This window comes from Mucilaginibacter sabulilitoris, from assembly GCF_034262375.1.
Lineage (GTDB): Bacteria > Bacteroidota > Bacteroidia > Sphingobacteriales > Sphingobacteriaceae > Mucilaginibacter > Mucilaginibacter sabulilitoris.
This window is the reverse complement of sequence record NZ_CP139558.1, coordinates 1,475,002-1,501,545: the sequence shown is the minus strand read 5'-3', so window position 1 is coordinate 1,501,545 and position 26,544 is coordinate 1,475,002. Positions and strand designations below refer to the sequence as shown.

24 protein-coding genes are annotated in these 26,544 nt (G+C 42.8%); 10 read left to right on the top strand and 14 right to left on the bottom strand.

The features are described from left to right. Positions 1 to 98: 98 nt before the first annotated feature. Positions 99 to 1,007, bottom strand: coding sequence for a serine hydrolase (locus SNE25_RS06595; protein WP_321564305.1), 909 nt, complete (start codon positions 1,005 to 1,007; stop codon positions 99 to 101). A 49-nt stretch (positions 1,008 to 1,056) separates the two neighbouring features. Between SNE25_RS06595 and SNE25_RS06590 the strand changes: the two genes are divergently transcribed. Genes SNE25_RS06590 through SNE25_RS06570 form a run of 5 tightly spaced genes read left to right on the top strand, consistent with a single transcriptional unit; the run spans position 1,057 to position 5,617 of the window. After that, entirely contained in the window at positions 1,057 to 1,284 is a 228-nt protein-coding gene (locus SNE25_RS06590; protein WP_321564304.1) for a hypothetical protein, read from the top strand. Next, on the top strand, positions 1,269 to 1,664 hold the full coding sequence (locus SNE25_RS06585; protein ID WP_321564303.1) for a type II toxin-antitoxin system VapC family toxin: 396 nt from the start codon (positions 1,269 to 1,271) through the stop codon (positions 1,662 to 1,664). The genes SNE25_RS06590 and SNE25_RS06585 overlap by 16 nt, the downstream gene beginning before the upstream one ends. Before the next feature lie 17 nt (positions 1,665 to 1,681). Beyond that, complete coding sequence (gene lpxK / locus SNE25_RS06580; RefSeq protein WP_321564302.1) at positions 1,682 to 2,746, top strand: tetraacyldisaccharide 4'-kinase; 1,065 nt, start codon at positions 1,682 to 1,684, stop codon at positions 2,744 to 2,746. After that, a complete protein-coding gene (locus tag SNE25_RS06575; protein WP_321564301.1) occupies positions 2,709 to 3,524 on the top strand; it encodes a purine-nucleoside phosphorylase in 816 nt (271 codons plus the stop codon). The genes lpxK and SNE25_RS06575 overlap by 38 nt, the downstream gene beginning before the upstream one ends. Next, positions 3,524 to 5,617, top strand: a complete 2,094-nt coding sequence (locus tag SNE25_RS06570; RefSeq protein ID WP_321564300.1) for a putative porin — start codon at positions 3,524 to 3,526, stop codon at positions 5,615 to 5,617. The genes SNE25_RS06575 and SNE25_RS06570 overlap by 1 nt, the downstream gene beginning before the upstream one ends. A gap of 95 nt (positions 5,618 to 5,712) precedes the next feature. Here SNE25_RS06570 and SNE25_RS06565 read toward each other — a convergent pair whose 3' ends face one another. After that, positions 5,713 to 6,894: an asparagine synthetase B gene (locus SNE25_RS06565; protein WP_407667036.1), complete on the bottom strand. Its 1,182-nt coding sequence runs from the start codon at positions 6,892 to 6,894 to the stop codon at positions 5,713 to 5,715. 301 nt (positions 6,895 to 7,195) lie between these two features. Between SNE25_RS06565 and SNE25_RS06560 the strand changes: the two genes are divergently transcribed. Then, positions 7,196 to 7,633, top strand: coding sequence for a peptidylprolyl isomerase (locus tag SNE25_RS06560; protein WP_321564298.1), 438 nt, complete (start codon positions 7,196 to 7,198; stop codon positions 7,631 to 7,633). Positions 7,634 to 7,726: 93 nt separating this feature from the next. Next, complete coding sequence (locus SNE25_RS06555) at positions 7,727 to 8,239, top strand: DUF5606 family protein (RefSeq protein WP_321564297.1); 513 nt, start codon at positions 7,727 to 7,729, stop codon at positions 8,237 to 8,239. 35 nt (positions 8,240 to 8,274) lie between these two features. On the opposite strand, the gene SNE25_RS06550 is transcribed toward SNE25_RS06555, so the two are convergent. From SNE25_RS06550 to rlmH, 5 genes are all read right to left on the bottom strand, one after another. Next, positions 8,275 to 8,967 carry a hypothetical protein gene (locus SNE25_RS06550; RefSeq protein ID WP_321564296.1) on the bottom strand — a complete coding sequence of 231 codons (693 nt, stop codon included), beginning with the start codon at positions 8,965 to 8,967 and terminating at the stop codon, positions 8,275 to 8,277. Between the two features lie 239 nt (positions 8,968 to 9,206). Beyond that, positions 9,207 to 9,617 (bottom strand): Dabb family protein, encoded by a 411-nt coding sequence (locus tag SNE25_RS06545; protein ID WP_321564295.1) that lies wholly within the window; start codon positions 9,615 to 9,617, stop codon positions 9,207 to 9,209. Positions 9,618 to 9,818: 201 nt separating this feature from the next. Then, on the bottom strand, positions 9,819 to 10,184 hold the full coding sequence (locus SNE25_RS06540) for a hypothetical protein (RefSeq protein WP_321564294.1): 366 nt from the start codon (positions 10,182 to 10,184) through the stop codon (positions 9,819 to 9,821). 10 nt (positions 10,185 to 10,194) lie between these two features. Next, entirely contained in the window at positions 10,195 to 11,127 is a 933-nt protein-coding gene (locus SNE25_RS06535; RefSeq protein WP_321564293.1) for a cation diffusion facilitator family transporter, read from the bottom strand. A 146-nt stretch (positions 11,128 to 11,273) separates the two neighbouring features. Then, positions 11,274 to 11,747, bottom strand: coding sequence for a 23S rRNA (pseudouridine(1915)-N(3))-methyltransferase RlmH (gene rlmH, locus SNE25_RS06530; protein WP_321564292.1), 474 nt, complete (start codon positions 11,745 to 11,747; stop codon positions 11,274 to 11,276). A gap of 34 nt (positions 11,748 to 11,781) precedes the next feature. On the opposite strand from rlmH, the gene SNE25_RS06525 reads away from it, so the two are divergent. Beyond that, entirely contained in the window at positions 11,782 to 13,623 is a 1,842-nt protein-coding gene (locus SNE25_RS06525) for a MutS-related protein (protein WP_321564291.1), read from the top strand. A gap of 276 nt (positions 13,624 to 13,899) precedes the next feature. On the opposite strand, the gene SNE25_RS06520 is transcribed toward SNE25_RS06525, so the two are convergent. Together SNE25_RS06520 and SNE25_RS06515 are read right to left on the bottom strand one after the other, a co-directional pair. Then, positions 13,900 to 16,437 carry an outer membrane beta-barrel family protein gene (locus tag SNE25_RS06520; RefSeq protein ID WP_321564290.1) on the bottom strand — a complete coding sequence of 846 codons (2,538 nt, stop codon included), beginning with the start codon at positions 16,435 to 16,437 and terminating at the stop codon, positions 13,900 to 13,902. 229 nt (positions 16,438 to 16,666) lie between these two features. Beyond that, entirely contained in the window at positions 16,667 to 17,674 is a 1,008-nt protein-coding gene (locus SNE25_RS06515) for an IS110 family RNA-guided transposase (protein ID WP_321564289.1), read from the bottom strand. 145 nt (positions 17,675 to 17,819) lie between these two features. Between SNE25_RS06515 and SNE25_RS06510 the strand changes: the two genes are divergently transcribed. After that, positions 17,820 to 18,011, top strand: coding sequence for a hypothetical protein (locus tag SNE25_RS06510; protein WP_321564288.1), 192 nt, complete (start codon positions 17,820 to 17,822; stop codon positions 18,009 to 18,011). 48 nt (positions 18,012 to 18,059) lie between these two features. Here the strand turns inward: SNE25_RS06510 and leuS are convergent, their stop codons facing one another. Continuing rightward, positions 18,060 to 20,897: a leucine--tRNA ligase gene (gene leuS / locus SNE25_RS06505; RefSeq protein ID WP_321564287.1), complete on the bottom strand. Its 2,838-nt coding sequence runs from the start codon at positions 20,895 to 20,897 to the stop codon at positions 18,060 to 18,062. 206 nt (positions 20,898 to 21,103) lie between these two features. Here leuS and SNE25_RS06500 point away from each other — a divergent pair, with 206 nt between their 5' ends. Further along, on the top strand, positions 21,104 to 21,898 hold the full coding sequence (locus SNE25_RS06500) for a hypothetical protein (RefSeq protein ID WP_321564286.1): 795 nt from the start codon (positions 21,104 to 21,106) through the stop codon (positions 21,896 to 21,898). Between the two features lie 74 nt (positions 21,899 to 21,972). Here the strand turns inward: SNE25_RS06500 and SNE25_RS06495 are convergent, their stop codons facing one another. The 4 genes from SNE25_RS06495 to SNE25_RS06480 all read right to left on the bottom strand — a co-directional run bounded on the left by SNE25_RS06495 (position 21,973) and on the right by SNE25_RS06480 (position 26,535). Then, positions 21,973 to 22,509 carry an RNA polymerase sigma factor gene (locus tag SNE25_RS06495; RefSeq protein WP_321564285.1) on the bottom strand — a complete coding sequence of 179 codons (537 nt, stop codon included), beginning with the start codon at positions 22,507 to 22,509 and terminating at the stop codon, positions 21,973 to 21,975. 265 nt (positions 22,510 to 22,774) lie between these two features. After that, entirely contained in the window at positions 22,775 to 23,794 is a 1,020-nt protein-coding gene (gene murB, locus SNE25_RS06490) for a UDP-N-acetylmuramate dehydrogenase (RefSeq protein ID WP_321564284.1), read from the bottom strand. Between the two features lie 39 nt (positions 23,795 to 23,833). Continuing rightward, on the bottom strand, positions 23,834 to 25,507 hold the full coding sequence (locus SNE25_RS06485) for an ArnT family glycosyltransferase (protein ID WP_321564283.1): 1,674 nt from the start codon (positions 25,505 to 25,507) through the stop codon (positions 23,834 to 23,836). 50 nt (positions 25,508 to 25,557) lie between these two features. Then, positions 25,558 to 26,535: a glycosyltransferase gene (locus SNE25_RS06480; protein ID WP_321564282.1), complete on the bottom strand. Its 978-nt coding sequence runs from the start codon at positions 26,533 to 26,535 to the stop codon at positions 25,558 to 25,560. Positions 26,536 to 26,544 lie beyond the last annotated feature (9 nt).

The following is a 26,544-nucleotide window of genomic DNA, read 5'->3' as shown; positions in this document are numbered from 1 at the left end:
AACTGGTTGGTGTCAACTTAACACACTGATATTATTTCCAATTATAACAAACTACTTACATATTAAACAACCAAAACAGAAATATTACTAAAATAAAACTATTCGTTCTTCATATACTTATCCATTCCGTCGGCCGGCTTCCAGTTGCTATGGGGCTCAAAATAATGCCATAACAGGGCCGATACCTTTTTTATCAACATACTCGCTTCATTGTCGGGTAGCCAGCGCTGGTCGGTATTATGGTTGGTCATAATAGAAAAAACATAATCGCCATGCGGGGCATTTACCAGCACAGTTTCAGATTTCGACTCATCAACGGCACCCTGTTTGGATATGGCCTGCACGTATGGCGGAATTTGCGACAGCGCTTTATCGTCCCAGTAAATACGGATCATATTGCGGTACATGCGCTCACTGGCAGCAGGGCTTACCGCCTTACCCTCCCTGATCATGGTGAATAAACGGCACATTTCAAAGGGCGTGCTTACCCCCCAACCATATATTTTACGAATGGCTTCGCGGCCCGGCACACGGGAGTTTACCCGCATTACCTTAAAGCCGTTTTGCTGCAGCCAGTTGTTTATATAATCGCCACCGACCAGCTTCTGTAGCCAGGTACTGGCGGTATTATCACTCATGGTGATCATGAGCATGGCTACCTTGCTTAGTTGTATAGTGTCTTTATCCTTAAACGAACCCAATATATCTTCACCCGGATACAGCAACGAATCGCGGTAAACCAGTTTCTGGTTGTATTGCATTTCGTCCTTCTCTATCTTATCCATTAAACCGCACTGAATGCTCACCTTGATCATGCTGGCCGTAGGAAACAAGGTATCCGAATTAATAGCCGCGGTTTTGCCTGTTTTTAGGTTTTGCACGTAAATGCCCACCTGCCCGTGAAAACCCTGTATAGCGTTTTGCAGCTGAGCGGTAAGTTTCTTATCGGTTTGAGCGAGGGCTGAAGTGGTAAAAATTATAAAAAGGGTAAGTAGTTTTAGCTTCATGCGGTGCGTGTAATAAAAACTAATTTAAATAAATTTTGTAAATTTGATTATGCAAATTCAGGTTGATATAGGTTTTGAAAATTTAGTTAAGATTGTAAAACAGCTTCCTAAAGACCAGCTACTAAGATTTAAAAAGGAACTGAAAAAAGAATCTGAAGAGGATACTCAGTTAAAAGATTTAAGGTCACTTCTATTAGAAGCTCCTGTGTTTACCGATGAGCAGCTTGTTACCATTGAACAAACCCGCAAAGAGATTGATAAATGGCAGATAAAATAGTATTGGCCGATACGTCCCTGCTTATCGATTTTTTCGGAAAATCTGACAAATCAAATTCAAAACTTATTTCTTTAATGGACGCGGGTTACCGCTTTTGTATTTGTGCTATTACCGAGTATGAAATTTATACGGGTGCAACAGACGCGCAAATGCCTTATTGGAAAAAGTTTCTTGAAAGCATTGAGATACTTAGCTTCGATAGTGCCGCTGTAACCAAAGCTATTGATATCAATAAACGCCTGAAACTTAAAAACAAACAAATTGCTATTCCCGACCTGTTTATCGCGGCTATTGCGGTGAGTAACAACTTACCTGTTGCCACCTTGAACAAAAAACATTTTGATCGTATTAATGATTTAACATTGGTCGATATAAAATAAACTTTCATCGGTCATATATGAATTACCTGCGCTGGCTTCTGTTTCCGTTTTCCTTACTGTATGGACTTGCGGTGGTTATCCGCAACTGGTTTTATAATGCGGGCATATACCAAAGCCGGGAATTCGACCTACCCGTGATAGCGGTAGGCAACCTTGATGTTGGCGGCGCGGGCAAAAGCCCCATGACCGAATACCTGATACGGCTGCTTAAAGGCAACTACAAACTGGCTACCCTGAGCCGTGGCTATGGTCGTAAAACCAAAGGTTTTTTACTGGCAAATGCTAAGCCAACAGCCAATGAAATTGGCGACGAACCAGCCCAGTTTAAAAATAAATTCAAGAATATTACGGTGGCTGTGGCCGAGAAACGCGTGGAAGGTATTGAGCAACTACAGGACAACCATGATCTTATCATTTTAGACGATGCCTACCAGCACCGGGCAGTAAAACCCGGTTTCAGCATTTTATTGTTTGACTATAACCGCCTTGCCGAACCCCGCCTGCTATTGCCTGCCGGCAACCTGCGCGAACCATATAGCGGGCGTAAAAGAGCAAATGTGATCGTTGTAAGTAAATGCCCCACCGGTTTAGACAATCATGAACAGAATGCTATAAAACAACGGATAGACCCGCTTGCACAACAATACCTGTTTTTTACCTTCATTAGTTATTCACCCTTGCAGGCCATGGACGGCACTATTACAGATACGGTAATTGACGATGATACAATTGTGTTCCTGCTAACAGGCATAGCCAACGCGGGACCTTTACTGGCGTATCTGAACAAACAAACATCGCGCATTGTACATCACAAATATCCCGATCATCACCAATTTACCTTAAAAAATATCAGTAAACTTGCCGATGATTTCCGGGCCTGCACATCACAAAAAAAATTGATCATCACAACAGAAAAGGATGCGCAGCGTTTAGGGGAACAGGAACTGCTGCAGGTTGTAACCAAACTCCCGGTTTTAGTTTTACCCATTGGTATAGAGTTTTTAAATAACCAGCAACAACAGTTTGATAATTTAGTAACCGAATATGTTAGAGAATATAGAAAGCACCGCCCGGTACATTAAAAACCGCATAGGCGATTTTGAGCCCGAAGTAGGTATAATTTTAGGCACCGGTCTGGGTGGCTTGGTAAAGGAAATAGAGGTTGAAAAACAATTGATGTACTCCAACATTCCCGATTTCCCGATCTCTACCTTAGAGTTTCATTCCGGAAAATTACTTTTTGGCACACTTGCCGGGGTAAAGGTTGTGGCCATGCAGGGTCGTTTGCATTATTACGAAGGCTATAGTATGCAGCAGATCACTTTTCCGGTGCGAGTACTTAAATACCTGGGCATCAAGACCCTGTTTGTATCAAACGCAAGCGGATCGCTCAATCCCGATTTTAAAAAAGGCGACCTGATGGTTATTGCCGATCATATTAACCTGCAGCCGCAAAACCCGTTGGTGGGCCGTAATGACAATCAGCTTGGGCCACGCTTTCCGGATATGAGCCAACCCTATCAGCGCCCCCTTATTGATAAAGCATTAACAATAGCAAAAGCAAACAATATTACATGCCATAAAGGAGTTTATGTAGCTGTAACCGGCCCTAACCTGGAAACCAAGGCCGAATACAATTATTTAAGAATTATTGGCGGCGATGCCGTTGGCATGAGCACCGTGCCCGAGGTTATTGTTGCAAATCACATGGGCCTTCCCGTATTTGCCATATCGGTATTAACAGACGAGGGCTTTACAGAAGTGCTGGAGCCGGTATCGCTCGAAGAAATTATAAGAGTTGCAGAAGAAGCTGAACCAAAACTAACACTAATACTTAAAGAACTGATAGCCGGTAGTTAATGCGCAAAAAGCTAAAATATATTTTATTGTTACTGATGTGCATATCGGCACATACCGTTTTCGCGCAGTATAACCCGCAAACCCGCCCCAGGCCGCTCTCTACCCGCGATACCGTTAAGCCCGAAAGACAGATCAGCGATGACGAGATGCTGGACAGTTTGCGTAAAAAAGAGGATAACCAGCGCGATTCGGTAATTTACAATTCAAAATTTTTACGGGTAACCAGCGAACAGTTTTTGAATGACAGTACCCAAACCTTCCCGCTTGATACGGGTATAACCTATTTTGAAAATTATAGCCCGCTGCTTGATCCGCGCAACCCCCGTATACACCTGGGCAGTACCGGGGTTTCGCAAAGGAGCCTGCTGTTCGAGCCCAACAAAACCATAGGCTTTGATGTGGGCATGCACGCACTTGATATTTATACCATAAATCCGCAGGATATAAAGTATTATAACACGCGGGTTCCGTACACAACACTTTCCCTTTTTAACGGTTTTGGCAGTTCGGCTGAGCAGCTGTTTAAAGTAATCCACACGCAAAATGTTAAACCCAACTGGAATGTAGGTTTCAACCTGAATTTTAACGGATCAAAGGGTTTTTACAGTACCAGCAGCGTTCTGGGGCAAAATGTGAGCGGCCTTAACGCGGCTTTATTTACCTGGTACGAGTCGAAAAGCAAACGTTATAACCTGCTGGCCAATGCCACGTTTAATAATTTAAAAGCACCCGAAACCGGTGCGATATTAAATGACACCGTTTTCACCAGCGCCCCCGGCACGGTTTTTTTTAAAAATTCGGCCCCGGTGCGCTTACCCAACAGTTATGAAAACTGGAACGATAAAGGGCTTTACCTGAAACAGTTTTATTATATAGGCCGTATTGACAGCTTAAATAAGGGCAATGCAGACTCCAAAGTTTTACCAACGCAAAGGGTTGCCCATACCTTCAGCCTAAAAAACGGCCGGTATAATTACATACAAAGCGATCCCGATACTTATAACGTATTCCCTGATTATTTCTTCAGCGACAAACGATCGCGCGACTCGCTGGTGTACACGCATATCCAAAACGAATTCTCCTATAGTTTTTACCTCCGCAGCAAATCGGTAAAATTTGTAAAAAATGAACTGAAGCTCGACCTGGGCCTGGTACACGATTTTTGGCATTATGCCCAATATGTAAGCGACACTACTCTGAACCAATATGGTGCCCAATTTATACACCAGGACAGGGTTAGGAGCAAAACTTTTCAAGACATTACCCTTAAAGCAAAGCTGAGCTACCGCTTTAGCGACCGCATAGGTTTTGAGGGCGATTTCAGACAGATAGCCCAGGGCCGCGATTTTGGTAACTATTTTTATGATGCTAAACTGATACTGGCCGGCGGCAGCAGGGTTGGTAAAATTATCCTGGAGGCTTATTCACAAAACAGTTCGCCGCCGCTAATATATACCGACTGGGTATCAAACCACTACATTTTCCATAACGATTTCAGCAATCAAAAAACGACCAGCTTATCGTTCAATTACATCAATAACCCGTTGCAGCTTGATATAAAGGCCGAGTATTATTTAATAGCCAACTACCTGTATTTTACAGCACAGCCCGGCGGTATTGACGCGCATCCGGCACAGTTAGGCAACGATATTAATTTGCTTAAAATAAGCATTGGTAAAAACCTGACCTGGCGCAGCCTGCATTTTGATAACTATGTGGTTTACCAGAAAACAGATTACCAATCAACCCTGCGCACGCCCGAAGTGTATACCTACAGCAACCTGTATATCAGCAAAACGCTGTTCAATGTACTGCACTCGAGCATCGGGATAAATGTGCGTTATAATACCGAATACGTAGCGCCATCTTACGCGGTTGGTATCGGGCAGTTTTACAACGGACCAAACGTAACGTTTTCATCATACCCAGTGGCCGCGGTATATTTCAAAGCTACACTCCAGCGTACCAATTTATTCCTGATGTATGATTATGCCAACCAGGGCCTGTCAAGCAAAGGATATTATACCGTAAACCGCTATCCTCAGCAGGATGCGCTGATCAAATTCGGCGTAAGCTGGACTTTTTATAATTAAGTTCAGGATAGTTAGGTTCGGGGAGCGGGTTGCCAGTTGCGTGTAAGACCGGGACCTCGCTCCACGAACCCCGAAACGGGAACCAGTAAGGCAAATTACGTTTTCTGCTTTTTCTTTTTCGCTGCCGGGAATAGTACATTATTTAATATCAGCCGGTATCCGGGCGAATTGGGGTGCAGTTTAAGGTCAGTTGGCGGATCGCCTACGGCATGCTGATAATCCTCAGGGTCATGGCCACCATAAAAAGTCCATTGCCCTTTACCGTATTCACCATGAATGTAGCGGGCCTCGTTGGCGGTTTTCATTTCGCCCATAATGGTTACGCCGGGTTTAAGCATAGTTTTATTAAAAGCGGTAGTTAAACCCATAAACCCCTTGATCACTTTATCATGATCCTGGGTAAGCATGCTGGGTACCACATCCCACTTGGCCGAAAAATCAAACAGCGTAAAAAAATCTTTGGTGCGCTCCACCTGCCGCGTACTGGTAACATCAATATTGCTAAACTGGTGCGATATGGGATTCATATCCAGCGTAAAGTTCTGAAACGCGAAGGTTTGGGTAAAATCGAGTTTTGATTGCGCGTCGGCATCTGCAGCGTCGCCGTCAAACATGCGTTCGCAAATATCGGTATTGGCTGCAGCCAGGGCTATATCAAAGGTATCGGTACCCGAGCACATGGCAAACAGGAACCCGCCACCGGCGCAAAAATCACGTATGTTTTTGGCCACGGCCAGCTTCATTTGCGATACCTTTTTAAATCCAAGTTTGCGGGCCATATCTTCCTGCCCCTTTACGTCGTCATTGTACCATTGTGCAAATCTGAAAGCGCCATAAAATTTGCTGTATTGGCCGGTAAAGTCTTCGTGGTGCAGGTGCAGCCAATCGTATTTGGGCAGGTCACCGCGTATTACCTCTTCATCGTATACCACATCATATGGTATTTCTGCGTATTTTAAAACCAGCGTTACGGCATCGTCCCAGGGCAGCTTATTTTTAGGAGAATACACTGCCATTTTGGGTGCTTTCTCCAGCTTTACGATATCCATATTTACCGATGGGTCACTTACCTCGGTAACAATTTCGTTTACCTTGGCATCGGCCAGCACCTGGTAGCTTACCCCGCGAATTTTACACTCCTCTTCCAGTTTAGGGTCGTACTTCATCATAAAACTGCCACCACGGTAGTTGAGCAGCCAGTCAACCTCCTGCCCGTTCTTCAACGTCCAGAATGCGATACCGTACGATTTCAGGTGATCCTTCTGCTCTTCGTCCATAGGTATTAAAATGGAGGCGGCACGGGATATAACAGGCGTTAAGGCTAAAAGCAAAAGGCTAAAAGCTAAAAGCCGTATCCATGAAAAAGCGGGTTGATACTGATGAATTTTACTGGCCACTAATCTGTATTTATATATTGTAGATATATTCAAATGTAACGAATAAACGCTTAACGTATTACGATGCAACGGCAATGATACCACTGTAATTTCAAAAAGCTTTTAGTCTTATGCTTTTCGCTTTCAGCTTTTTCTCCTTTCACCTCAAATCATTACCTTTGCCAACTATTTAAAAATCAAAATGAGCAAAGCAATTATTAAAACCGAAAAAGGCGACATGACTGTTGAGTTTTTCGACAAAGATGCCCCTAATACTGTTGCTAACTTTAAAAAATTAGCTAAATCAAATTTTTATGACAACGTGACTTTTCACCGCGTTATACCAAACTTTGTGATACAGGGCGGCGATCCAACCGGTACCGGCGCAGGCGGCCCTGGTTACAAAATTGATTGCGAATTAACCGGCGATAACCAATACCATGACCGTGGTGTGCTTTCAATGGCACATGCAGGCCGTAACACCGGCGGATCGCAGTTTTTCATTTGCCACAGCCGCGACAATACCGCTCACTTAGACCGCAACCACACTGTTTTTGGTAAAGTTGTTGAAAACGTTGACGTGGTTGACGCTATACGCCAGGGCGATAAAATTTTAAGCATCGAAGTAATAGAAGAATAAATTTAGTGATGAGTAATGAGTTTTGAGTGATGAGTTTAAACCATTGAACACATTACTCAAAACTTACAACTCAAAACTCGTAACTCATAAAGAATGAATTTACAAGGAATTGTAGCGGTATCGGGCAAACCGGGACTATGGAAAGCTTTGGCGCAAAATAAAAACGGTTACGTATTGGAGAGCCTTGATGCTCAAAAAACCAAGCTGGTTGCCAACCTTTCAACCGCCAAATTAGCCGCGCTGAGCGAGATCACCATTTTTGGTGTTGACGATGACATTAAGCTTACCGATGTATTTGAGCAAATGAAAAGCGCCGGTAACATCCCTGATGCTAAGGCTGATGGTAAAAAATTAAGAGCATTCTTTTTTGAGGTAGCTCCCGATCATGATGAGGAAAAAGTTTATGCTTCTGACATGAAAAAGGTAATATCATGGTACCAGATACTGAAAGATTTGCCGTTGTTTAACGAGCCAGATCCAACAGTTGCTCCTGCCGAAGCTACACCAGCCCAGGAAGAGCCTGTTGCCGTTGAAGAAGTTGCCGAGCCGGCACCAGCCGCTGCTCCAAAACCTAAGGCGAAAAAAGCCACAAAAAAAGCCGAATAATTCGGCTTTTTTTTATTGATCATATTTTTGCTTAGCTATTCCGTATCAGTATAAGCATCGCCCCCTATAAAGATCATGGTATTGGTTGCATGTGCCGGAGAACCTGTAGCGCCCAGCGCGAATGATTTTTTGGTCACCTTACCACCAATGTTAAACTCGATAGTATTACCGCTGATTTTATAGGTACCGCCCGATGCGCTCTTTTTCCAAGCCGAAGCGCCAGGGGTTGAGATACCGCCATTTGCACCCTGTACAAAATGGGTATCATCAACAAAAGTTATTTTATTGATGATAAGGGCATTGGTTCCGTTACCATAGTCGCCGCCGCTAACTTTTTCGTAGGCCTTTTTTAGTTTGATGGAGCCGGTATAAGAATAAGCCGGAAACCAGCTACCTGCACCTAACTTATAATCGTGCGTTTTACCCTCATTATTGGTAAGGTAAAAAGTAGCTCCTGTTTTTTTCCAGGTGCCCCATGCCTTTGGTCGTTTGCTTTTGGAGGCCTCAACATCCAACGACTCGATGGGTTCTTCGCCTACGTCAAAGTATTCGCCATTTTTAAATAATACTACCGGCTCGAAGGCTATTGCGGCAGGGTAACCGCTAACGGCCCTGAAAAACCAGCCATCAACGGCCGGTGCAGGTGCTAATGTTTTCGCCGATGCAAAACCGGCGTTCAGTGTGATCCCTAAAAGTATAAGGCATAAAATCAGGTGCTTAGTTTTCATAACAATCTATCTTAAGGTTAACACAGCTATCAACACGAAAGACAGGCGCCCGGTTTTTTATCCGGCGTTAATTGATTGTTAATTCTGTTTGGCGGTAAATTCACACGTAAGCGTCATTGCGAGGTACGAAGCAATCTCTACATAAGCAGGTCAATAAATGCTTTCTATTGACTCTGTACTGCATAGAGATTGCTTCGTACCTCGCAATGACGTATTTTTTTATTCAGGATACCATACCCTTACACATCAATGGCATCGTACACAATAACCTTTTCCCACAGGTGACTGCAGTTTTTTATAAACTCCAGGTGTATAGGGTGGGTTTGATAGGTGGCTTGTCCGGCAAGGTCGCTAAAGAACATGAGTTCAGATACGGCCCAACTGTTGTCAACCACATCGCGTTTTTCGGTACTGGCTACAACACCTACACGCAGTTTTTTTATGGTTTCAATTTTTGATAACGTTTTCACACCGGCTACCAGTTTATCGCGGTCTTCGGTCGACCCTGGGTTTTTAAGCCAGAAAAACACGTGATGTACTATCGGAAATTCTTCTTTTTGATGATCTGATGATGACATGGCGGATGCTGCTATAGTGCCGGCTGCAAGAGCGGCGGTTGTGGTTATAAATTTGCGTCGGTTTGTATTCATGATAGGTTAAATAATGGCTTAAGGTAGTAAGAATTATTTATATAGTACAAAGAGCCATGTTCTTCATGTGATTGCAAAAACTTCATGTCATTGCGAGGAGGTATGACGAAGCAATCGCGAACTGTGCATATTCTCCGATTGCCACGCTATCGCTCGCAATGACATGCGAGGTTTTTTGGGAGATGGGCTGTGGTACTGTTTCTATTCAAGCAAAAATGCTTCAAGTCCTTTACTCATCACAAAATCGTTGTCATTTTCTGAAACCCCCTCTGTATGATAAGGATCAGCTGAAAAATAGAATTTTCCTTCTGTTTCAAAAAATTTAAGATCTTCAATATCGTAAAATGCATAATTTGAGTTATGATAAAACCCATATTCGATAACATCTTTAAATGTAAGTAGCATTTTAGCATTAACATTAGTCCTGAGGCTCAACTCGAAATAAATATCAATTTCCAATAGATACTCTACTATATGTATCTCAAACTTACTTATTGATGCATCAAGTAAACTTAAATTGCCACTTAGGTAACTTATTACTTCAGAGTTCTTACCAATAAATTTCATAATATATTTCTTACAAGCACTCCGGCTGTTTGCATTTCTCGTCAGCAAACTCGGGTTCAAAGGTGCTGTGATTAATATCGAGGTGTTGCAGGCGGTGGCGCAGGTCGTGCTTAATATTGTCAAATTCGGTCATCGCTTCCGGCTTTACAACCAGATGGGCGGTGAGGGCATTTTCCGTAGTGCTCAGGGCCCAAACGTGCATGTGGTGCACATCAACCACACCTTTACATTTCATCAGTTCGGCTTTAATTTTGCTTAGGTCCATTTCGGCTGGCACACCATCCATTTCTAAACGCAGGCTATCTTTTAAAAGGCTCCAGGTGCCGCGCAGTATCACAATACCAATAATTACGCTCACTACGCTATCAATCCAATACAAGCCGGTAAAATAAATGATGATACCCGATACCACTACGCCAAATGATACAATGGCATCAACCGCCATGTGCAGGTAGGCGCCTTTTACATTCAAGTCGGTATCTTTATCCTTTACAAAAAGCCAGGCCGTAAAAGCATTTATGCCAATGCCAATAAACGCCACCCAGGCCATGGTACCACCCGATACGGTTTCAGGGTTCATAAAACGCACAATAGCTTCGTAAACGATAAAGCCTACTGCCACAAATAAAATTATTGCGTTAAAAAAGGATACAATGATGGTTGACCGTTTATAGCCGTAAGTGTACGTTCTGTTGGCACTTACTTTGGTTAGCTTAAAAGCCAGCAAAGCCAGGGCAAGCGAAGCTACATCGCTGAGGTTATGCCCTGCGTCTGTTAGCAATGATAAGGAGTGTGTTATAAAACCCGCAATCGCTTCAATCACCACAAATACCGAGTTTAATATAATACCTATAATGAACGCGGAGTTCAGATGATCTATTTTGGGGGCATGATCATGGTGATGGTGACCGTGCGCATGTGAATGATCGTGACCTGCTGACATATAGCAAAGATAAGGTTTTTGATGTGCAGATATGCAAATTTCAGCTATGCAGATAATTTGTCTTAATCAGAAATTCATCATTGTTGAATTATAACAAGTTCTAAGCTCCATCCGCACATTTGCATATCTGAAATCTGCACATCTACTTATTCATGATGATAGGGTTCACCTTTAATAATGGTGTAAGCCCGGTATAGCTGCTCTACAAAAAACAGGCGTACCATCTGGTGCGAGAAAGTCATGCGGGAGAGGGATATTTTATCGTTGGCCCGCTGGTAAACCGACTGATCAAACCCATACGGGCCGCCAATGATAAAAATAAGATTGGCCGACGAGCTAATCTCCTTTTTGTTGATATAAGCAGCAAACTGTGTAGATGAATACTCCTTGCCCTTTTCGTCCATAAGTACAACATAATCGAGCTGGTTTATTTTTTTGAGTATCATCTCGGCTTCCTTTGCTTTTTGCTGTTCGGCGCTCAGGGCCTTGGTGTTTTTCAGTTCGTTAAGTTCAACCAATTCCAGTTTGGTGTAATGCTTCAGGCGTTTTACATACTTATCAATGCCTTCTTTTAAGTAAGCATCTTCGGTTTTGCCAACGGTGAGAAAAGTAATCTTCATATATAATTGAACAAATAACGTTTATTTAAAATATATGTGCTTATTTAGCCGCAACTTTTTTACCGGTATGGAACAGGATATTATTAACAATTACAAGCTGCGTGCCCAGCTGGCCGGACAACATGCTGATAAATACAAAAAGCTGGCCAATACCTATTCGCTGCTGAGGCTCAGCATTTTCGGGCTCATTGTGGTGGCAATTTATTTTGCCGTACTGCAGGATAATTTCAGCATTGTGGCCATCGCTTTTATATTTCTTGTTTTTGCGTTTGCCTGGCTGGTATCGCGGCAGGGCAAGTATGAGCGCCAAAAACAATATTTTGATGACCTGCAAAAAATTAATAATAACGAGATAGCCAGCATACAAAGCCATGCCAACATTTATAGTGATGGAATCCGGTTTAATAACGACAAACATTTTTACACCTCCGATCTGGATATTTTTGGAAACGCCTCATTGTATCATTTGGTGAACCGCTCGGCTACCTCAACAGGCAATAATAAACTCGCTCATTGGTTCGATAAACCGTCGGATAAAGAAACCATACTGGCAAGGCAGGCCGCCGTGCAGGAAATAGCCAACAAGGACGAATGGAAGCTTGACATACAAACCCGACTGCTATTTGCCCTGCAGCAGGATACCAACCAGCTTGCCAACCTTTTTAAATACCTGCATATATCATTAAACATGCCGGGCGAAAAGTGGCTGAGCGTATACACTATGATAGCTCCTTACCTGTTCACCACGTTGCTGGTGCTGGCCTGGTTTTTCCCTGTGGTAAAACTTGTTGCCATTGTGGTGGGCCTTATAAATATGGGACTGGTATTTTCAAAGGCCATGTACATACGCAAGGCTGATGTGATTGCCGGTAAAATAGGCGATACCTTAGCCAACTATGCCGATGTATTTAAACGGATTGAGGAAGAGCAGTGGCAGGCTGCTTATAATACGGGCCTGGCCAAACAGCTAAAAACCGGACAAACATCAAACAAAATAAAGGAACTGGCCGAACTCATTAACAAGCTCAATTACCATTTAAACATCATTATTGGCTTTATACTCAACCTGTTCTTTTTGTGGGACATACGCCAGGTTATAGCCATTGAAAACTGGAAACGCCAGAATAATGAAAGCCTGGAAACAGCCTTTGACGTGATAGCCGAGTTTGAGGCCCTGCTTAGCTTAGCCGGGCTGGCCGTTAATTACCCCGAATGGAGCTTCCCGCAAATTGAAGATAAACCCGGCTATACGCTGATAGCAACGGGGCTGGCCCACCCGCTTATTGAGGCAAACAAACGTATTGAAAATGATTATGAGCTTGACGATACTTTTAAGATAGATATTATTACCGGTTCAAACATGGCCGGTAAAAGCACCTTTTTACGCACTATTGGTATCAATACCGTACTGGCCCTTTGCGGCGCCCCCGTGTGTGCCCAAACCATGCGGGTATCGGTAATTACCATGATCAGCTATATGCGTATCAAGGACTCCCTGAACGAGAGTACATCAACCTTTAAGGCTGAGCTCGACCGCCTGCAGATGCTGCTGGCGGCGGTAGAAAATGAGCCTAAGATCTTCTTCCTGATAGATGAGATGCTGCGCGGTACCAATTCGGTCGACAAGTACCTCGGTTCTAAAGCGGTGATTGAGCAATTGATCAGCAAAAAGGCGGTGGGCATGGTAGCTACACACGACCTGCAAATTGCTCAACTCGAAAACAAATACCCCGATTACGTGCGTAACTATTATTTTGATATACAGGTAAAGGATGGCGAAATGCTGTTTGACTATAAAATTAAACATGGCGAGTGCAAAACTTTCAATGCCTCGTTACTGCTTAAACAGATAGGTATTAATGTGGAGGCTGAGTAAACTGTCCTTTGTCATGCTGAACGCAGTGAAGCATTTAATCGTCAATATGCATAGCTTGCAATAGATCCTTCTCTACGCTCAGGATGACAGAGAAGTTTATAAAAAAAGACGACCCCGGGTAATGACCTTTGTCATGCTGAACGCAGTGAAGCATCTAAGCGCCGCCATGCATAGTTCACGAACAGATCCTTCATACCTCAGGATGACAAAAAAACTTATCATAAAATAAAACCCCGGAGAATATCTCCGGGGTTTTATTTTTAAGTGCTTTGAAAATTATCTGCCGCCCGTTGGTGCACCCTGGCCACCATTCTGGTCGCCTTGTTTCTGGTCATCATTGTTGATGCCTTTTTTCTGCTGGTTAGGGTTGCTAAAGTTCAGCTTACCGAAGCTGTAGCTAAATGTTATACCAAACGAACGGAACGGAAATGCCGTTGAGCTTGTTTGCGAAAAAGCACGGCTGTTGATATTCTGGTCAAAATGTTTGTCTCTGGCAAACGGTTGTACAGTATTAAAGCCAATAGACAGTTTTTTATCCAGGAATTGTTTTTTTACACCAAAGGCATATATGCCAAAGGCTGGGTTGGTACCTTGTATAGTTCTGCGCGATGAGTTGTTAAAGCCAAACAACTCAGCCACAAAATTCCCTTTAAACTGGTACGAGGCGCTTGCAAAAGCCGAGTACTGGAAATAGGTACCGGTTGCTGATGAGTTATCAGCAAAAACACCTTCGGGCGTTGGGCTGTAAGTGAAACCGTTAATGCTTGCACGTATAGTTAAAGCCTTTATTGGATTTACCGATCCGAAGAAGCTGGCGCCGAATGATTTGTTGTTACCAACGTTTGAATAGGTGGTACGGGTACCCTGAATAGTATCGCCGCGTATTACCTCAGTTAATGGCGACGCGATACCTTCTATCAGGTTACTGGTTCTTTTATAATAAACCGAAAAGTTAAGTACAGATGATTTAATGAAGGTATTATAACCCAACTCAATTGTTTGTGAAATCTCCGGCGATAAATTAGGGTTACCTACTGTTTGATTTTGCACGTTGCTGCGGTTGATGAACGGATTTAAAAACTGCAGGCTTGGCCTTTGAATACGCTTGCTGTAAGATAATTTAAGCGTTTGGTTACCAAACTGCTTTTGCAAGGTTAAGCTCGGGATAAAGGTAGTGTAGCTGGCAGAAAACGGTTGCAGATTCTGATATATCCCACTGTTTACGTCCTGAAAAGGGTTCTGCGGGTCGCCTTTGATCCTGGTGTTTTCCACCCGGCCGCCTGCTAATATCGACCAGCTTTTTGGCAGAGAAAATGTTAACACAGTATAGCCCGCATACACGTTCTGGTTATAATCATACAGGTTTGAGTTTAATGAATCGCGTACTTCCTTATTATCTAAAGTATCTATATTAAATATATCGTAATTACTATTGATGCGGCGCTGTATGGTTTTACCGCCGGCCTCTAATTTCAATAATTTACTTATCGGCAAAGTATAATCGGCCTGGAAAGTGTACTCATTATTTTTACCGTTATTACCACCAGTCTGACTTGGGTTAACAGCGCTAAATAAGTTGCTAAAATCGGTAGTAATATCGCTATGGCTCCACTGACCCGAGACGGTAAGCTCATGGCCTTCCTTTTTAAATTTGTGGGTATAATCAAGGTTCCAGTCAAAACCGCCAAAGTGGTTATGCGATCCCGTTGTACTTGTATATTGTATAGGCGAAATAAAGTTGTCAATATTATTAATGCCGCTCCCATCAATATTAAACCCTCCGTCATTAAGCCTGAAAGTACTGTTAATGCTGTTAAAGGCGTTAAACTCGTAACCCAGAGTCACCGAGCCTATGGCACCATGCCTTTTAATACGGCTGCTGGAATTGTTGAAGTTATGTATGGTTGGATTGCCATCAGCATCTTTCAAAACCTGATCAAAAGTGGTTAACGATGTTTGCGGCCAGGTTAAGTTACCACCCGCGTTAATGCCTAAGCTAAAGCGGTTTTTGTTATAATTTAAGTTAACGTTACCATTATTTTGACGGGTACCCACACCACCGCTTACCGAACCACTGATGCCCGATACATTTTTTTGCTTGGTGATGATGTTAATGATACCGCCCGAACCTTCAGCATCGTACTTGGCCGATGGTGAAGTTACTACCTCAATGCTCTTGATCTGATCGGCAGGGATGGTTTTCAACACATCAGATAAACTGGCCGATGTAGCGCCTGAAGGCTTGCCGTTGATCAATACACGCACATTTTGATCACCACGTACAGATACGTTACCGTTAATATCAACAGCAACCATAGGTACTTTCTGCAATACGTCAGTAGCGTTACCACCTGCAGCGGTAAGGTCTTTTTCGGCGTTGTAAACTATCTTGTCTATCTTATTTTCAATAAGCGGGGCCTGACCAACCACACTAACTTCCTTCAGCGATTTTGCGCTGGGTGCTATAAAAATCTGTCCTAATTTGTTATCAGGTTTTGAAGCGGTAGTAGTTACAGGTTCAACCGTTTTTGACGGATAACCTATAAATGATATCACTAATTTGTAATTGCCTGGCTTTACATTATCCAGTTTAAAATTCCCCTTTTCGTCGGTCAATACGCCGGTAATGGGCGATTTACCGCCGCTACGGTATAAACCTACTGTGGTATAATCCATTGGTTTTTTGGTAAGTGAGTCGACCACCGTACCCGATATACGGCCCGTTGTGGTTGGTCCGCCGCCGCCGACACCAAACTGGGCTTTTGCAGAAACTGCAAAACAAAAAAGTGCTATAAATATGTAAAAACGTTTCATTCGTAAGGATTTTCGTAATTGGAGGCGAAAATAGTTTAAATGTTACACCCTAAAACTTAATTTTTTTAACAAATTGAAATTTGTCATGTATATGTTACACTAAGTAAAAGTTATATTATTGTAAACTCTTAAAAAATTCATGAATAGTTAGTTATCATCAATTTTGCTCATGAATAAGCGATCTTAAACAAATGTTGATTAATTGCTCACTCCGTTCGATTTCTATGATTTAAGCAACTAATTTCTGATAATTTTTTTCGTAAGGTCTGTTTTGGTTGACGCAGGCGAAAAGGCGTAATATGAGTTTGTTCCTAACGGCATTAATGACACTCATTTTATTCTTTTTTTCCTGCAATACCTTTCGTTGGTAAAAGCGTTTTAGATCTTGGTTATGCTGTATAGCAACTATGGCTGCAAGATGTAGGAGCGTTTTTACTTTTTTGTTGGCCATATGCGATACCCTGGCCTTTTTAACAACCTTACCGGAGTTATCTGTAAAAGGTGCTACGCCTGAATAACAAGCGAACTTTTTAGGGTCGCTAATGTCCTTGAATTCGTTGGTAGTAACAATGACCTGAACGGCAGTTACTTTGCCAATGCCGCTTACTGAGGTTGCCAGTTTGAATATCCGGGTTAATTCTTTGTCCGCTTTAATAGTTTCTTCTATAGCCCGCTCTGTCCTGGCTATGTCGCTTTCGATCGCCTTTAAGGAATGGCTGCAGGCTTGTAGGTTCTGCTTGCTGGTTTTGCCGGGACTGAAAGACGCATGCTCTTTTAGTGGCACTTTCAATTGTTTTTTAACAGTTATCAACCGTAACCGGGTAGCTGCAAGATGGGCAAGTTGCTGCACAGCTTCGCGCTTAGGCTCCCATAAGCGCAGCCCTTCCCGCTCCTTATAAGCATACCAGGCGATACGCATGGCATCTACCTTGTCATTCTTGCCCCGGATATTCCCTAATGAGTTCTTGATCTGGGTAGCCGCTTCTAAGCAAATGTGTGCCTTCTTTTTATGCAGGCAAGCCAAAGCATGGTTGTTATAAATGCCGGTATGCTCCATGCAGAAAATAGCTTTGCTTAAGCTGAACCCAGGAAGTTTTCCCAACTCCTTGAGAAATGTATTGATTGCTGCCGGAGCGTTAGCAATTTCCTGGTGGAATAGAAACCGGCTGCCTTGCTGAACAGCAAAGTCCAATTCGTTTTTGGACACATCGATACCAATGAAAAATTCAAATTCCATATCTTTACCCTGTTTATGTTAGTAAACAGTTAACATGTTTTAAACTACATCAATTCCTTACTAATGAGCCTCGTAAACTCTAATTTCTATTTGATGCCACAGTTTAAAACAAGCGGTAAAGGAGTAAATCGAACGATAGGCCTACATGCCTGGAAATGACAATAATGCGCCTTTACCGCTGTTACTTTATCCACAAAATCTAAGGTTATTAACAAAGAAAAAGAAGCAAAAAGAAAGCTTCAACAATAATAATAACCCTTATTATCTTGTTGAAGCTAATCTAAAGGAAATGACAAATAGATATGAACGCAAAAAGCCGGTGTCACCACCGGCTTAAATAAGTTATTCAAAAATTCCCCCTTCAGGGGGTTAGGGGCTTAAGGCATTATACCACCATATTTACAATCCGTCCTTTAACAACAATTACCTTTTTGGGGGTTTTGCCGTCAAGGTATCTTTGTACATCGGCATTGGCCAACACAAACTCTTCAATAGCTTTTGGCTCCAGGCTTAATGAAATATTTAGGTTCAATTTCATTTTACCATTGATGGAGATAGGGTATGCAAACTCATCCTCAACCAGGTATGCGCTGTTAAACTTAGGGAATGGTGCGTATGATAAGCTGCCCGCGGGGTTACCCAGCAAAGTCCAAAGCTCTTCGCAGATGTGCGGTGCATAAGGCGACAGGATAATCACCATGTCCTGCAAAATAGCACGGTTGTTGCTTTTCAGATCAGTAAGCTCGTTAACGGCTATCATGAAGCTGGAAACAGAGGTATTGAACGAGAAACGCTCTACATCTTCTTCCACCTTGCGGATGATCTTGTGTAACGATTTCAACTCGGCTTTTGACGGCTCCGCATTGGTTACGCCAAATTCCCAGGCATCGTTATGGAACAAGCGCCAGAATTTGCGCAGGAATTTAAACACACCCTCAATACCATTGGTATTCCATGGTTTGCTTTGCTCCAATGGCCCCAAGAACATCTCATACATGCGCAGGGTATCGGCACCGTAACGACCAATAATGTCATCCGGGTTCACTACGTTGAATTTGGATTTCGACATTTTCTCAACCTCAACGCCGCAGATGTATTTACCATTCTCCAATATAAATTCAGCATCGGCATATTCTTCACGCCATTTTTTAAATTCATCAATATTAAGAACCTCGTTTTCTACAATGTTAACATCTACATGCAAAGGCGAGGTATGGTATTCCTTAATCAACCCGTGTGATACAAAAGTGTTGGTTCCACGTCCCATTTCATCAATTAAACGGTACACGAAGTTACTCCGCCCCTGAATCATGCCCTGGTTAATGAGCTTTTTAAAAGGCTCTTCCTCCACCACTTTATCAATATCCTTTAAAAACTTATTCCAGAAACGGCTGTACAGCAAGTGTCCGGTAGCATGTTCAGAGCCACCGATATACAGATCGACATCTTTCCAGTATTCAATAGCTTCTTTTGATGCAAATTCTTTATCGTTTTGAGCATCCATATAACGGTACCAGTACCAGCTTGAGCCAGCCCAACCCGGCATGGTGCTCAATTCATATTCACCCTCCGGGTGTTTCCAGCCTTCGGCACGGCCCAGTGGAGGTTCGCCGGTTTCGGTTGGCAGGTATTTATCTACTTCGGGTAATAACAAAGGCAAATGATCTTCCTCAATTAAATGAGGCAAACCATCTTTAAAATAAACAGGCACAGGCTCGCCCCAGTAACGCTGGCGACCAAATATGGCATCGCGCATCCTGAAATTCACTTTGGCCTTACCTGCGCCAATGGCTTCCAGTTTGGCTATAACGGCCGCTGTTCCGGCTTTATAATCCAGACCGTTCATAAAGTCGGAATTAATATAAGTTCCTTCTTTGGTAGGGTCGGCTTCGGTTTCAATATTTTGTACGTCGATAATAGGTACTATCGGCAGGTTGAAATGCTTGGCAAATAAATAATCGCGCTGATCGCCCGATGGTACGGCCATAACCGCACCGGTGCCATATCCGGCCAGCACGTAATCGGCAATCCAGATCGGTATTTTTTCGCCGTTAAGCGGGTTCAACACGTAGCTGCCGGTAAACGCGCCCGATACGGTTTTGGCATCAGCCATCCTGTCAAGCTCCGATTTCTTTTTGGTTGCGGCTATATACGCATCAATATCGGCCTTTTGCTCCGGCGTGGTTAACGTGGCTACCAACTCATGCTCAGGGGCGATCACCAAAAAGGTAACACCAAAAATGGTATCAACCCGGGTGGTGAAAACCTCGATGTAAGTTGCGTGGTTCGTGTTGCTTGTTGCCGGTGACCGATCACCCGCACCTCGCTCCTCGCTCCCCGTACCAGGAATCGGAAACCTCACACTCGCGCCTGTACTTTTGCCTATCCAGTTGCGCTGCATTTCTTTGAGCGGCTCTGGCCAGTCAATGGTGTCAAGACCCTGCAATAACCTTTCGGCATAGGCTGTAATGCGCATGCTCCATTGCAGCATTTTCTTTTGCTCCACGGGGTAACCGCCGCGCTCGCTAAAGCCATCTTTTACCTCGTCATTGGCCAATACAGTACCTAAGGCAGGGCACCAGTTCACGGTGCTTTCGCGCAGATAGGTAAGGCGGTATTTTAATAATTCGTTTTGCTGTTGCTGGTTGGTAAAAGCCTTCCATTCATCAGCAGTGAAACTTAATATTTCCTCGTCGCTTACCGCGTTTATTCCGGCAGAGCCATGCTGCTCAAAATGGGCTACCAGTTTGGCAATAGATTGAGCCTTGTCGGCATCCTTATTATACCAGGAGTTGAACAGCTGCATAAATATCCACTGCGTCCATTTATAATATTCCGGCGAACTGGTACGCACTTCCCGGCTCCAATCGAACGAAAAACCGATCTGATCAAGCTGGCGGCGGTAAGTAGCAATATTATCGGCAGTGGTAATGGCTGGGTGCTGCCCGGTTTGTATGGCATACTGCTCGGCCGGCAGGCCAAAGCTGTCGTAACCCATTGGGTGCAGCACATTAAACCCTTTTAAGCGTTTGTAACGTGCAAAAATATCAGAGGCAATATAACCCAGCGGGTGGCCAACATGCAGCCCCGCGCCCGATGGGTAAGGGAACATATCCAGCACATAATACTTGGGTTTGGCGCTTTTATCTTCGGCTTTAAAGGTTCCGTTATCGGCCCAAAACTGCTGCCATTTTTGCTCTATATCTTTAAATTGATAGTCCATTTTATTATTTACACGTATGAGGTTGCGAAATTAAGAAAATCCCTATTAGTTTGGTAGTTAATTGGTGCTTAGTTTTACGATGAGTGCCCATATTGCAATAACTTTTACATAATTGATACCGTAAACATGGGCATATTAATTTGAATAGCTTTTTTCTTAATTTATTGATAATAAGTTAAGTTTGCAAAAAACAACCAAACCCAGTCATGAAACATCAGTCAAAATTTATTTTTTTACTACTCAGTTTAATAGCGGTAAGCTATTGGGCCTGTACCAAATCATCACCGTCAGAACAAAACAAGAGCACTGTTAGCGCCCAGGTGGTAGGTGGCCAGATAGCTTTAAACCTGAAACAGATATTATACGGCGAATACGGTACTTTCAGCATTGCCGATGGCATAGATGAGCCTATTACCATGAGTGCAAAACAAAAGAACCATTTAAAAATACAGTCAACTAACGATGGCACACCCGAGTGCGGATTTAAGGTTGATACAGCTTTTAGCTTTGATTTTGACCTGAGTGATACCGCCAAATTTAATATATGGACCAAAATAAAATACGAGGCCTTTTGCAAAAACGAAGTGTTTTCGGGTATAAGCGTTTACGACAGCTTAAATGTTTCGGCTACAACCAGTGCGTATACCATTCAATTAAAAAGCGGCGAAACCTTGGTAATAACCAAACTTACACCGGGCAGCAGAACATCTCAGCTTACAATGAATGGCTCACTGAACTCATATTCCAATGTGCAGCCAAAAAAAGCTTCAGAAAAACCAATGATCGGTTCATATAACTTCAACTTTACCGGCTTAACTATCGATCCCGTAAAACGAGGGGATATTATAAACGGGATGGCCACATTTGCCACCAAAGGCAGCAGCGCCGAAGGGGTTTGGGATTATAAAGGCACTATTATATTTTTAGGAGACCATAAAGCCAAGATTACCATTAACGGATCGGCTTACACTTATGACCTGGAAACGATACAGGGAGTTTAATAAAAACTTACAGCAAACAAAAAACCCGCCTTACAGCGGGTTTTTCTATTATATATACTGAGTTTAATAAATAATTAATTCTCTGCGTAAACTGGCCTTGCTATGCCGTTGTCATAAGCTTTCAGGTTTTTCTTCAATAGCTTACGAGCCACGTGGATACGCGTTTTTACGGTTCCGATAGGGATATCCAGGTGATCGGCTATTTCATGATATTTATGACCCTCAAAATACATGGTAAACGGTACATAGTAATCTTCGGGTAACCTGTCAAGCGCTCTTTTAATATCGTCCATCACAAACTTTGCCTCACCTTGATTTTTTGTTGAACTGAATACCAGGTTGGGTGATGATATTTCATCAGACTTGGTAACAAATGTGCTCATTTTAACAAAACGGCGATAGTTGTTGATGAATGTATTTTTCATGATGGTATATAACCATCCTTTTAAATTTGTGCCCTCTTTAAACTTATTGTAATAAGTTATGGCCTTCAACATTGTATCCTGGACAAGGTCGTTTGCATCATCTGCGTCATGTGTAAAGTGAAGTGCATATGACCTCAATGAACTTGCCTGACGTAGTACTAGGGTGTTAAACTCAATCTTTGTCATTTTGTTAAAGTTTTGTACTAATCATTAGGCAAGCATAATGCCACTTACAGGTTAAACATGATTGTAAAAAAAACTTTAAGCTTTTATTTTAGCTGAAAATGCATGGTGTAATAACTACACCTTTAAATTACATAACCATCTAACAAACAGCTATTTAATAGCAAAATTAAAATGTATAGAAAAAACAAGAAAGGTTTAATCGTAACAAAAATGTTATATACGAAAACAAAAAATGTGTAGGATTATTAATTATTAATGAAATAATTTAACTAACAATATTTACTTCGCGTTGTAGCATAACGCCAAATTTAGTGTACACACTGTCTATGATTTGCGACGAAAAGTTGTACACCTCCTGGCCGGTGGCACCGCCGTGGTTCACCAATACCAATGCCTGATTTTTCCAGGTGCCCGTATTTCCAACCACTTTTCCCTTCCAGCCGCACTGTTCAATAAGCCAGCCGGCGGCTAGTTTTACCAAACCTTCGCCGCCCGGATAATTAACCACATCCGGAAATTTTTCATGAACGGTATTAAATTCATCAACACTGATGAGGGGATTTTTGAAGAAACTACCAGCATTGCCTATGGTTGAGGGATCGGGCAGTTTGGATACACGGATATGAGATACCACCTGTGACACATCTTTTATAGCAGGCTCAGTAATGCCACGGTTGGCCAGCTCCTGCCCTATAGCACCGTACTGGGTATTAATATTGGGAATAAGCGACAAATGGAATTTTACTGATGTTATAATGTATTGCCCCTTCAGCTCATTTTTAAATACACTTTCTCGGTAACCAAACTGGCAGTCGGCTTTGGTAAAGGTTTTAAACGTGCCCGCCGCAATTTCAAAGGCCTTACAGCTCACAAATACGTCTTTTAACTCTACGCCATAAGCGCCAATATTTTGTATGGGTGATGCCCCTACCGACCCGGGAATAAGGCTCAGGTTTTCGATACCGGCGTATTCGCGGGCCACGCAAAAGTTTACCAGGTCGTTCCACACCTCGCCACCACCGGCCTCTACATAAACATCATCATGACTTATACGGTGCTCAATACCACGAATATTCATCCGGATCACTAAACCCTTAAAATCATTAACCAGCAACAGGTTGCTGCCGCCCCCTATTACCAGCCGTTCGGTTTGCTGCCATTGCAAATCGGCAAACAACTCAACCAGATCATCCTCATGGGCTATCTCTACAAAATAACGGGCATAGGCATCAATACCAAAAGTGTTAAAGTTTTTAAGGGATACGTTTTCCTGTATTTGCAGCATATTCTGATTTCGGATTTATCTGGCGCGAATTTCGGGATTTTATTTTGCAGTGCTACTCATCCTCACCAAAAAGAAATGATTGAGTGTGATCATCCTTTTGGCTTTGATGATAAACGGCAGGGTCATATTCTCGTTCGGGTAGTTATCAAACGTACTCACCAGTTTAAAAGGTGTATTGCTCTTTTGCAGCTGGGCTTTTTGATCGTCGTTTATTAAGATGAGTGCATTGGGGTGCTTAGCCGCGTCGTCCAGCCCCATAAAGGTAACTGGCTGGTGGGTGTAAAATTCAAAAGCATTAGGCACATTAAAGGTAGCTATCACCTCCACACCGGGGTGATATTCGTTAATGTATTCGGCTGCATGTACATCGCCCTTATAAATGAGCAGAGTTGGGTAAACCACACTCATGAGGTAAGCGTTAACCCACAACCCGGTACAGCAGGTAAGTAAAAACAAGGTCCTCTGCCGGGAAGCTGTATTTTTATAGAGATATAAACCAACCCCGGTCAATAAAATACAGAGTGGTAAAAATACATTCAGTCGTTCGGGCGCAAAAACAAAATGAAGAGCTACTACAGCAATAATGAGTAAACCTACTACACTGTATTGAGCAATGGTAAAAAACAGGTTCTTATTGCTGCTAAAAACTTCCCGCACAAAACCGGCCGTAATAATGGCGAAGAATGGGAACAAAATGTTGGTATAAAACGGCAGCTGAAATTTGGACACCGAAAAAATAAGCAGCATAATAACCGAGCCGCTGATCGTGATATACTCGGGTAGTTTTACGCCTTTAATCATTTTACCAATATGCCTGATCAGGGCATAGTAAAACAACAGCATCCATGGTGCAAAGGCCCACAGCAGCGTATGCAGAAAAAAGAAGATACTGCCATGCGTATTACGGATAAAGCTGTTATTATTGAAACGACCAAACTGGCTGTCCCACAAAAACCAATGAATGCCTGAAATTCCAGTTTTGCCAAACACAACCTTTTCGGGGTGCAGATCAAACTGTATATATAAGGTATATATCTCGGGTAAAGTAAACACACATACCAGTATAAAAGCCAGCAGCCATTTCCAGTGAAAAAGACTTTTCAGGTCTTTTTTAAACAGGTAATCGCCTATGATGGCAGCGCCTATGGGGATCAGCAGGTAAATGCCTTTGGTCATTACCGCACAGCCCGTAAATAACGAAGCCAGCAGTATATCTATAAAACTAAAACGCTCTTTTACCTTATAAAAATGATATACCGCGCCCATCAGCAGGCCCATAATATAGGGCTCGGCCCGCACATCGGTATTTGACATCAACACGTGCTGGGCGGTAAGCAATATCAGGATGGCTATAAGTGAAGTTTCGAGGTCGTAAAACTTACGGGCCAGTTTATAAGTATATAGTACCGACATCAGAAAAAACAATAGCGCCGGTAATTTATAGGCTATGGTGCCAATACCAAACACTTTAAAACTCAGAGCCGCCATCCAGAACGGAAAATGCGGTTTATCCAGCCAGTCTTTACCATGATAAATTATATCGGTAAAGTTGTTGGTTTGAGCCATGGTACGGGCAAGCATGCTGTACAAACTGGGATCGTCGGTAAAATATTTAATGCCTATGCCGGCTATATTTACCAGTATAGCCAAAACCAATACTACTATATATGGCCTTTTTTGTGCCGGGGATAATGCGGATGCTGAACTATTCACCTCAGATGTTTATGGCAATAAATGATACAAAATAACGCATTATAAAATTACTATTTATTCCAGGCCAAATATTTAGGCGAAGCGTATAGCAAAGTTGGATTACCCTCATTCAAGCTTTTACCATCTAATACTTCCTGATACAGCACCAGATACCGCTGCGCCATCTTTTGAACGGTGAAATATTCCATAGCGTAGTCATGACATAGCCTGTTATCAAAAGTAGTATGGGCAAGTTTGCCAGCAAGTATATGAGGGAAGTTGCTCAGCCAACCAACCTCCTGCGGTACCAGCTCGGGCAGGGAGCCATATGGCGTGCCAAATACCGGGCATCCAAAATACAGGCTTTCTATTATAGCCAAACCAAAAGGTTCGTTCCATAAAACGGGGAACAGCAGCGCCTTTGAGCTGTTAAGTACAGCCGCCTTTTGCTCATTATCAACCATCCCTTTAAACCTTACATTTAAATTTGGTGTAAAGCGCAGTCCCATTTTTAAATTTAACCGACTACCGCCTAAAACAATCAGTTTATTGCCGCTTTGGGTAGCCACATCAATAGCTCCTCTTACATTTTTAACCTTCCAGGCAGCTTTTGCCAAAAAGTGTGTATGAACGCGTTTTACTGAAAGATCGGGTTTGGGGTAATCATCAGGGTCGAGACCATGATGTACAAAAACAGAAGAGCCATGCCGTGAGGCATGATTGGCAGATACAAATACCGAATTTTTATCTAAAGCGTGCCCGTAAGCAGGATTATTATGTACATTAATGAGGTAAGGCTTTTTGGTAAAATTATTCACCTGGAAATGAAAATGCACTACATCGATATCGTCAGGCACCTGCAGGTTTATGTCAACAGCCGGATCATAAATAAGTACCTTGGCAAACGGGCATGAAGAACCTACCGCCACCAGGTAAGTAACTTCATGACCCAAACGGTCAAGTTCTTTGCCCAGCCACCAGATCACCCGTTCGGTACCACCGTATTTCGCTGCCGGAATCTGCGTATTATTAACTATAAGTATTTTCATGGAGGCTGA

Coding starts and splice junctions, on each gene's coding strand:
- leuS (WP_321564287.1), bottom strand. CDS start 20,897: ATGGACTATCAATTTAAAGATATAGAGCAAAAATGGCAGCAGTTTTGG.
- SNE25_RS06585 (WP_321564303.1), top strand. CDS start 1,269: ATGGCAGATAAAATAGTATTGGCCGATACGTCCCTGCTTATCGATTTT.
- SNE25_RS06515 (WP_321564289.1), bottom strand. CDS start 17,674: ATGGAATTTGAATTTTTCATTGGTATCGATGTGTCCAAAAACGAATTG.
- SNE25_RS06560 (WP_321564298.1), top strand. CDS start 7,196: ATGAGCAAAGCAATTATTAAAACCGAAAAAGGCGACATGACTGTTGAG.
- SNE25_RS06540 (WP_321564294.1), bottom strand. CDS start 10,184: ATGAAATTTATTGGTAAGAACTCTGAAGTAATAAGTTACCTAAGTGGC.
- lpxK (WP_321564302.1), top strand. CDS start 1,682: ATGAATTACCTGCGCTGGCTTCTGTTTCCGTTTTCCTTACTGTATGGA.
- SNE25_RS06575 (WP_321564301.1), top strand. CDS start 2,709: ATGTTAGAGAATATAGAAAGCACCGCCCGGTACATTAAAAACCGCATA.
- SNE25_RS06555 (WP_321564297.1), top strand. CDS start 7,727: ATGAATTTACAAGGAATTGTAGCGGTATCGGGCAAACCGGGACTATGG.
- rlmH (WP_321564292.1), bottom strand. CDS start 11,747: ATGAAGATTACTTTTCTCACCGTTGGCAAAACCGAAGATGCTTACTTA.
- SNE25_RS06500 (WP_321564286.1), top strand. CDS start 21,104: ATGAAACATCAGTCAAAATTTATTTTTTTACTACTCAGTTTAATAGCG.
- SNE25_RS06590 (WP_321564304.1), top strand. CDS start 1,057: ATGCAAATTCAGGTTGATATAGGTTTTGAAAATTTAGTTAAGATTGTA.
- SNE25_RS06595 (WP_321564305.1), bottom strand. CDS start 1,007: ATGAAGCTAAAACTACTTACCCTTTTTATAATTTTTACCACTTCAGCC.
- SNE25_RS06550 (WP_321564296.1), bottom strand. CDS start 8,967: ATGAAAACTAAGCACCTGATTTTATGCCTTATACTTTTAGGGATCACA.
- SNE25_RS06510 (WP_321564288.1), top strand. CDS start 17,820: ATGCCTGGAAATGACAATAATGCGCCTTTACCGCTGTTACTTTATCCA.
- murB (WP_321564284.1), bottom strand. CDS start 23,794: ATGCTGCAAATACAGGAAAACGTATCCCTTAAAAACTTTAACACTTTT.
- SNE25_RS06545 (WP_321564295.1), bottom strand. CDS start 9,617: ATGAATACAAACCGACGCAAATTTATAACCACAACCGCCGCTCTTGCA.
- SNE25_RS06570 (WP_321564300.1), top strand. CDS start 3,524: ATGCGCAAAAAGCTAAAATATATTTTATTGTTACTGATGTGCATATCG.
- SNE25_RS06495 (WP_321564285.1), bottom strand. CDS start 22,509: ATGACAAAGATTGAGTTTAACACCCTAGTACTACGTCAGGCAAGTTCA.
- SNE25_RS06520 (WP_321564290.1), bottom strand. CDS start 16,437: ATGAAACGTTTTTACATATTTATAGCACTTTTTTGTTTTGCAGTTTCT.
- SNE25_RS06480 (WP_321564282.1), bottom strand. CDS start 26,535: ATGAAAATACTTATAGTTAATAATACGCAGATTCCGGCAGCGAAATAC.
- SNE25_RS06565 (WP_407667036.1), bottom strand. CDS start 6,894: ATGGACGAAGAGCAGAAGGATCACCTGAAATCGTACGGTATCGCATTC.
- SNE25_RS06535 (WP_321564293.1), bottom strand. CDS start 11,127: ATGTCAGCAGGTCACGATCATTCACATGCGCACGGTCACCATCACCAT.
- SNE25_RS06525 (WP_321564291.1), top strand. CDS start 11,782: ATGTGCTTATTTAGCCGCAACTTTTTTACCGGTATGGAACAGGATATT.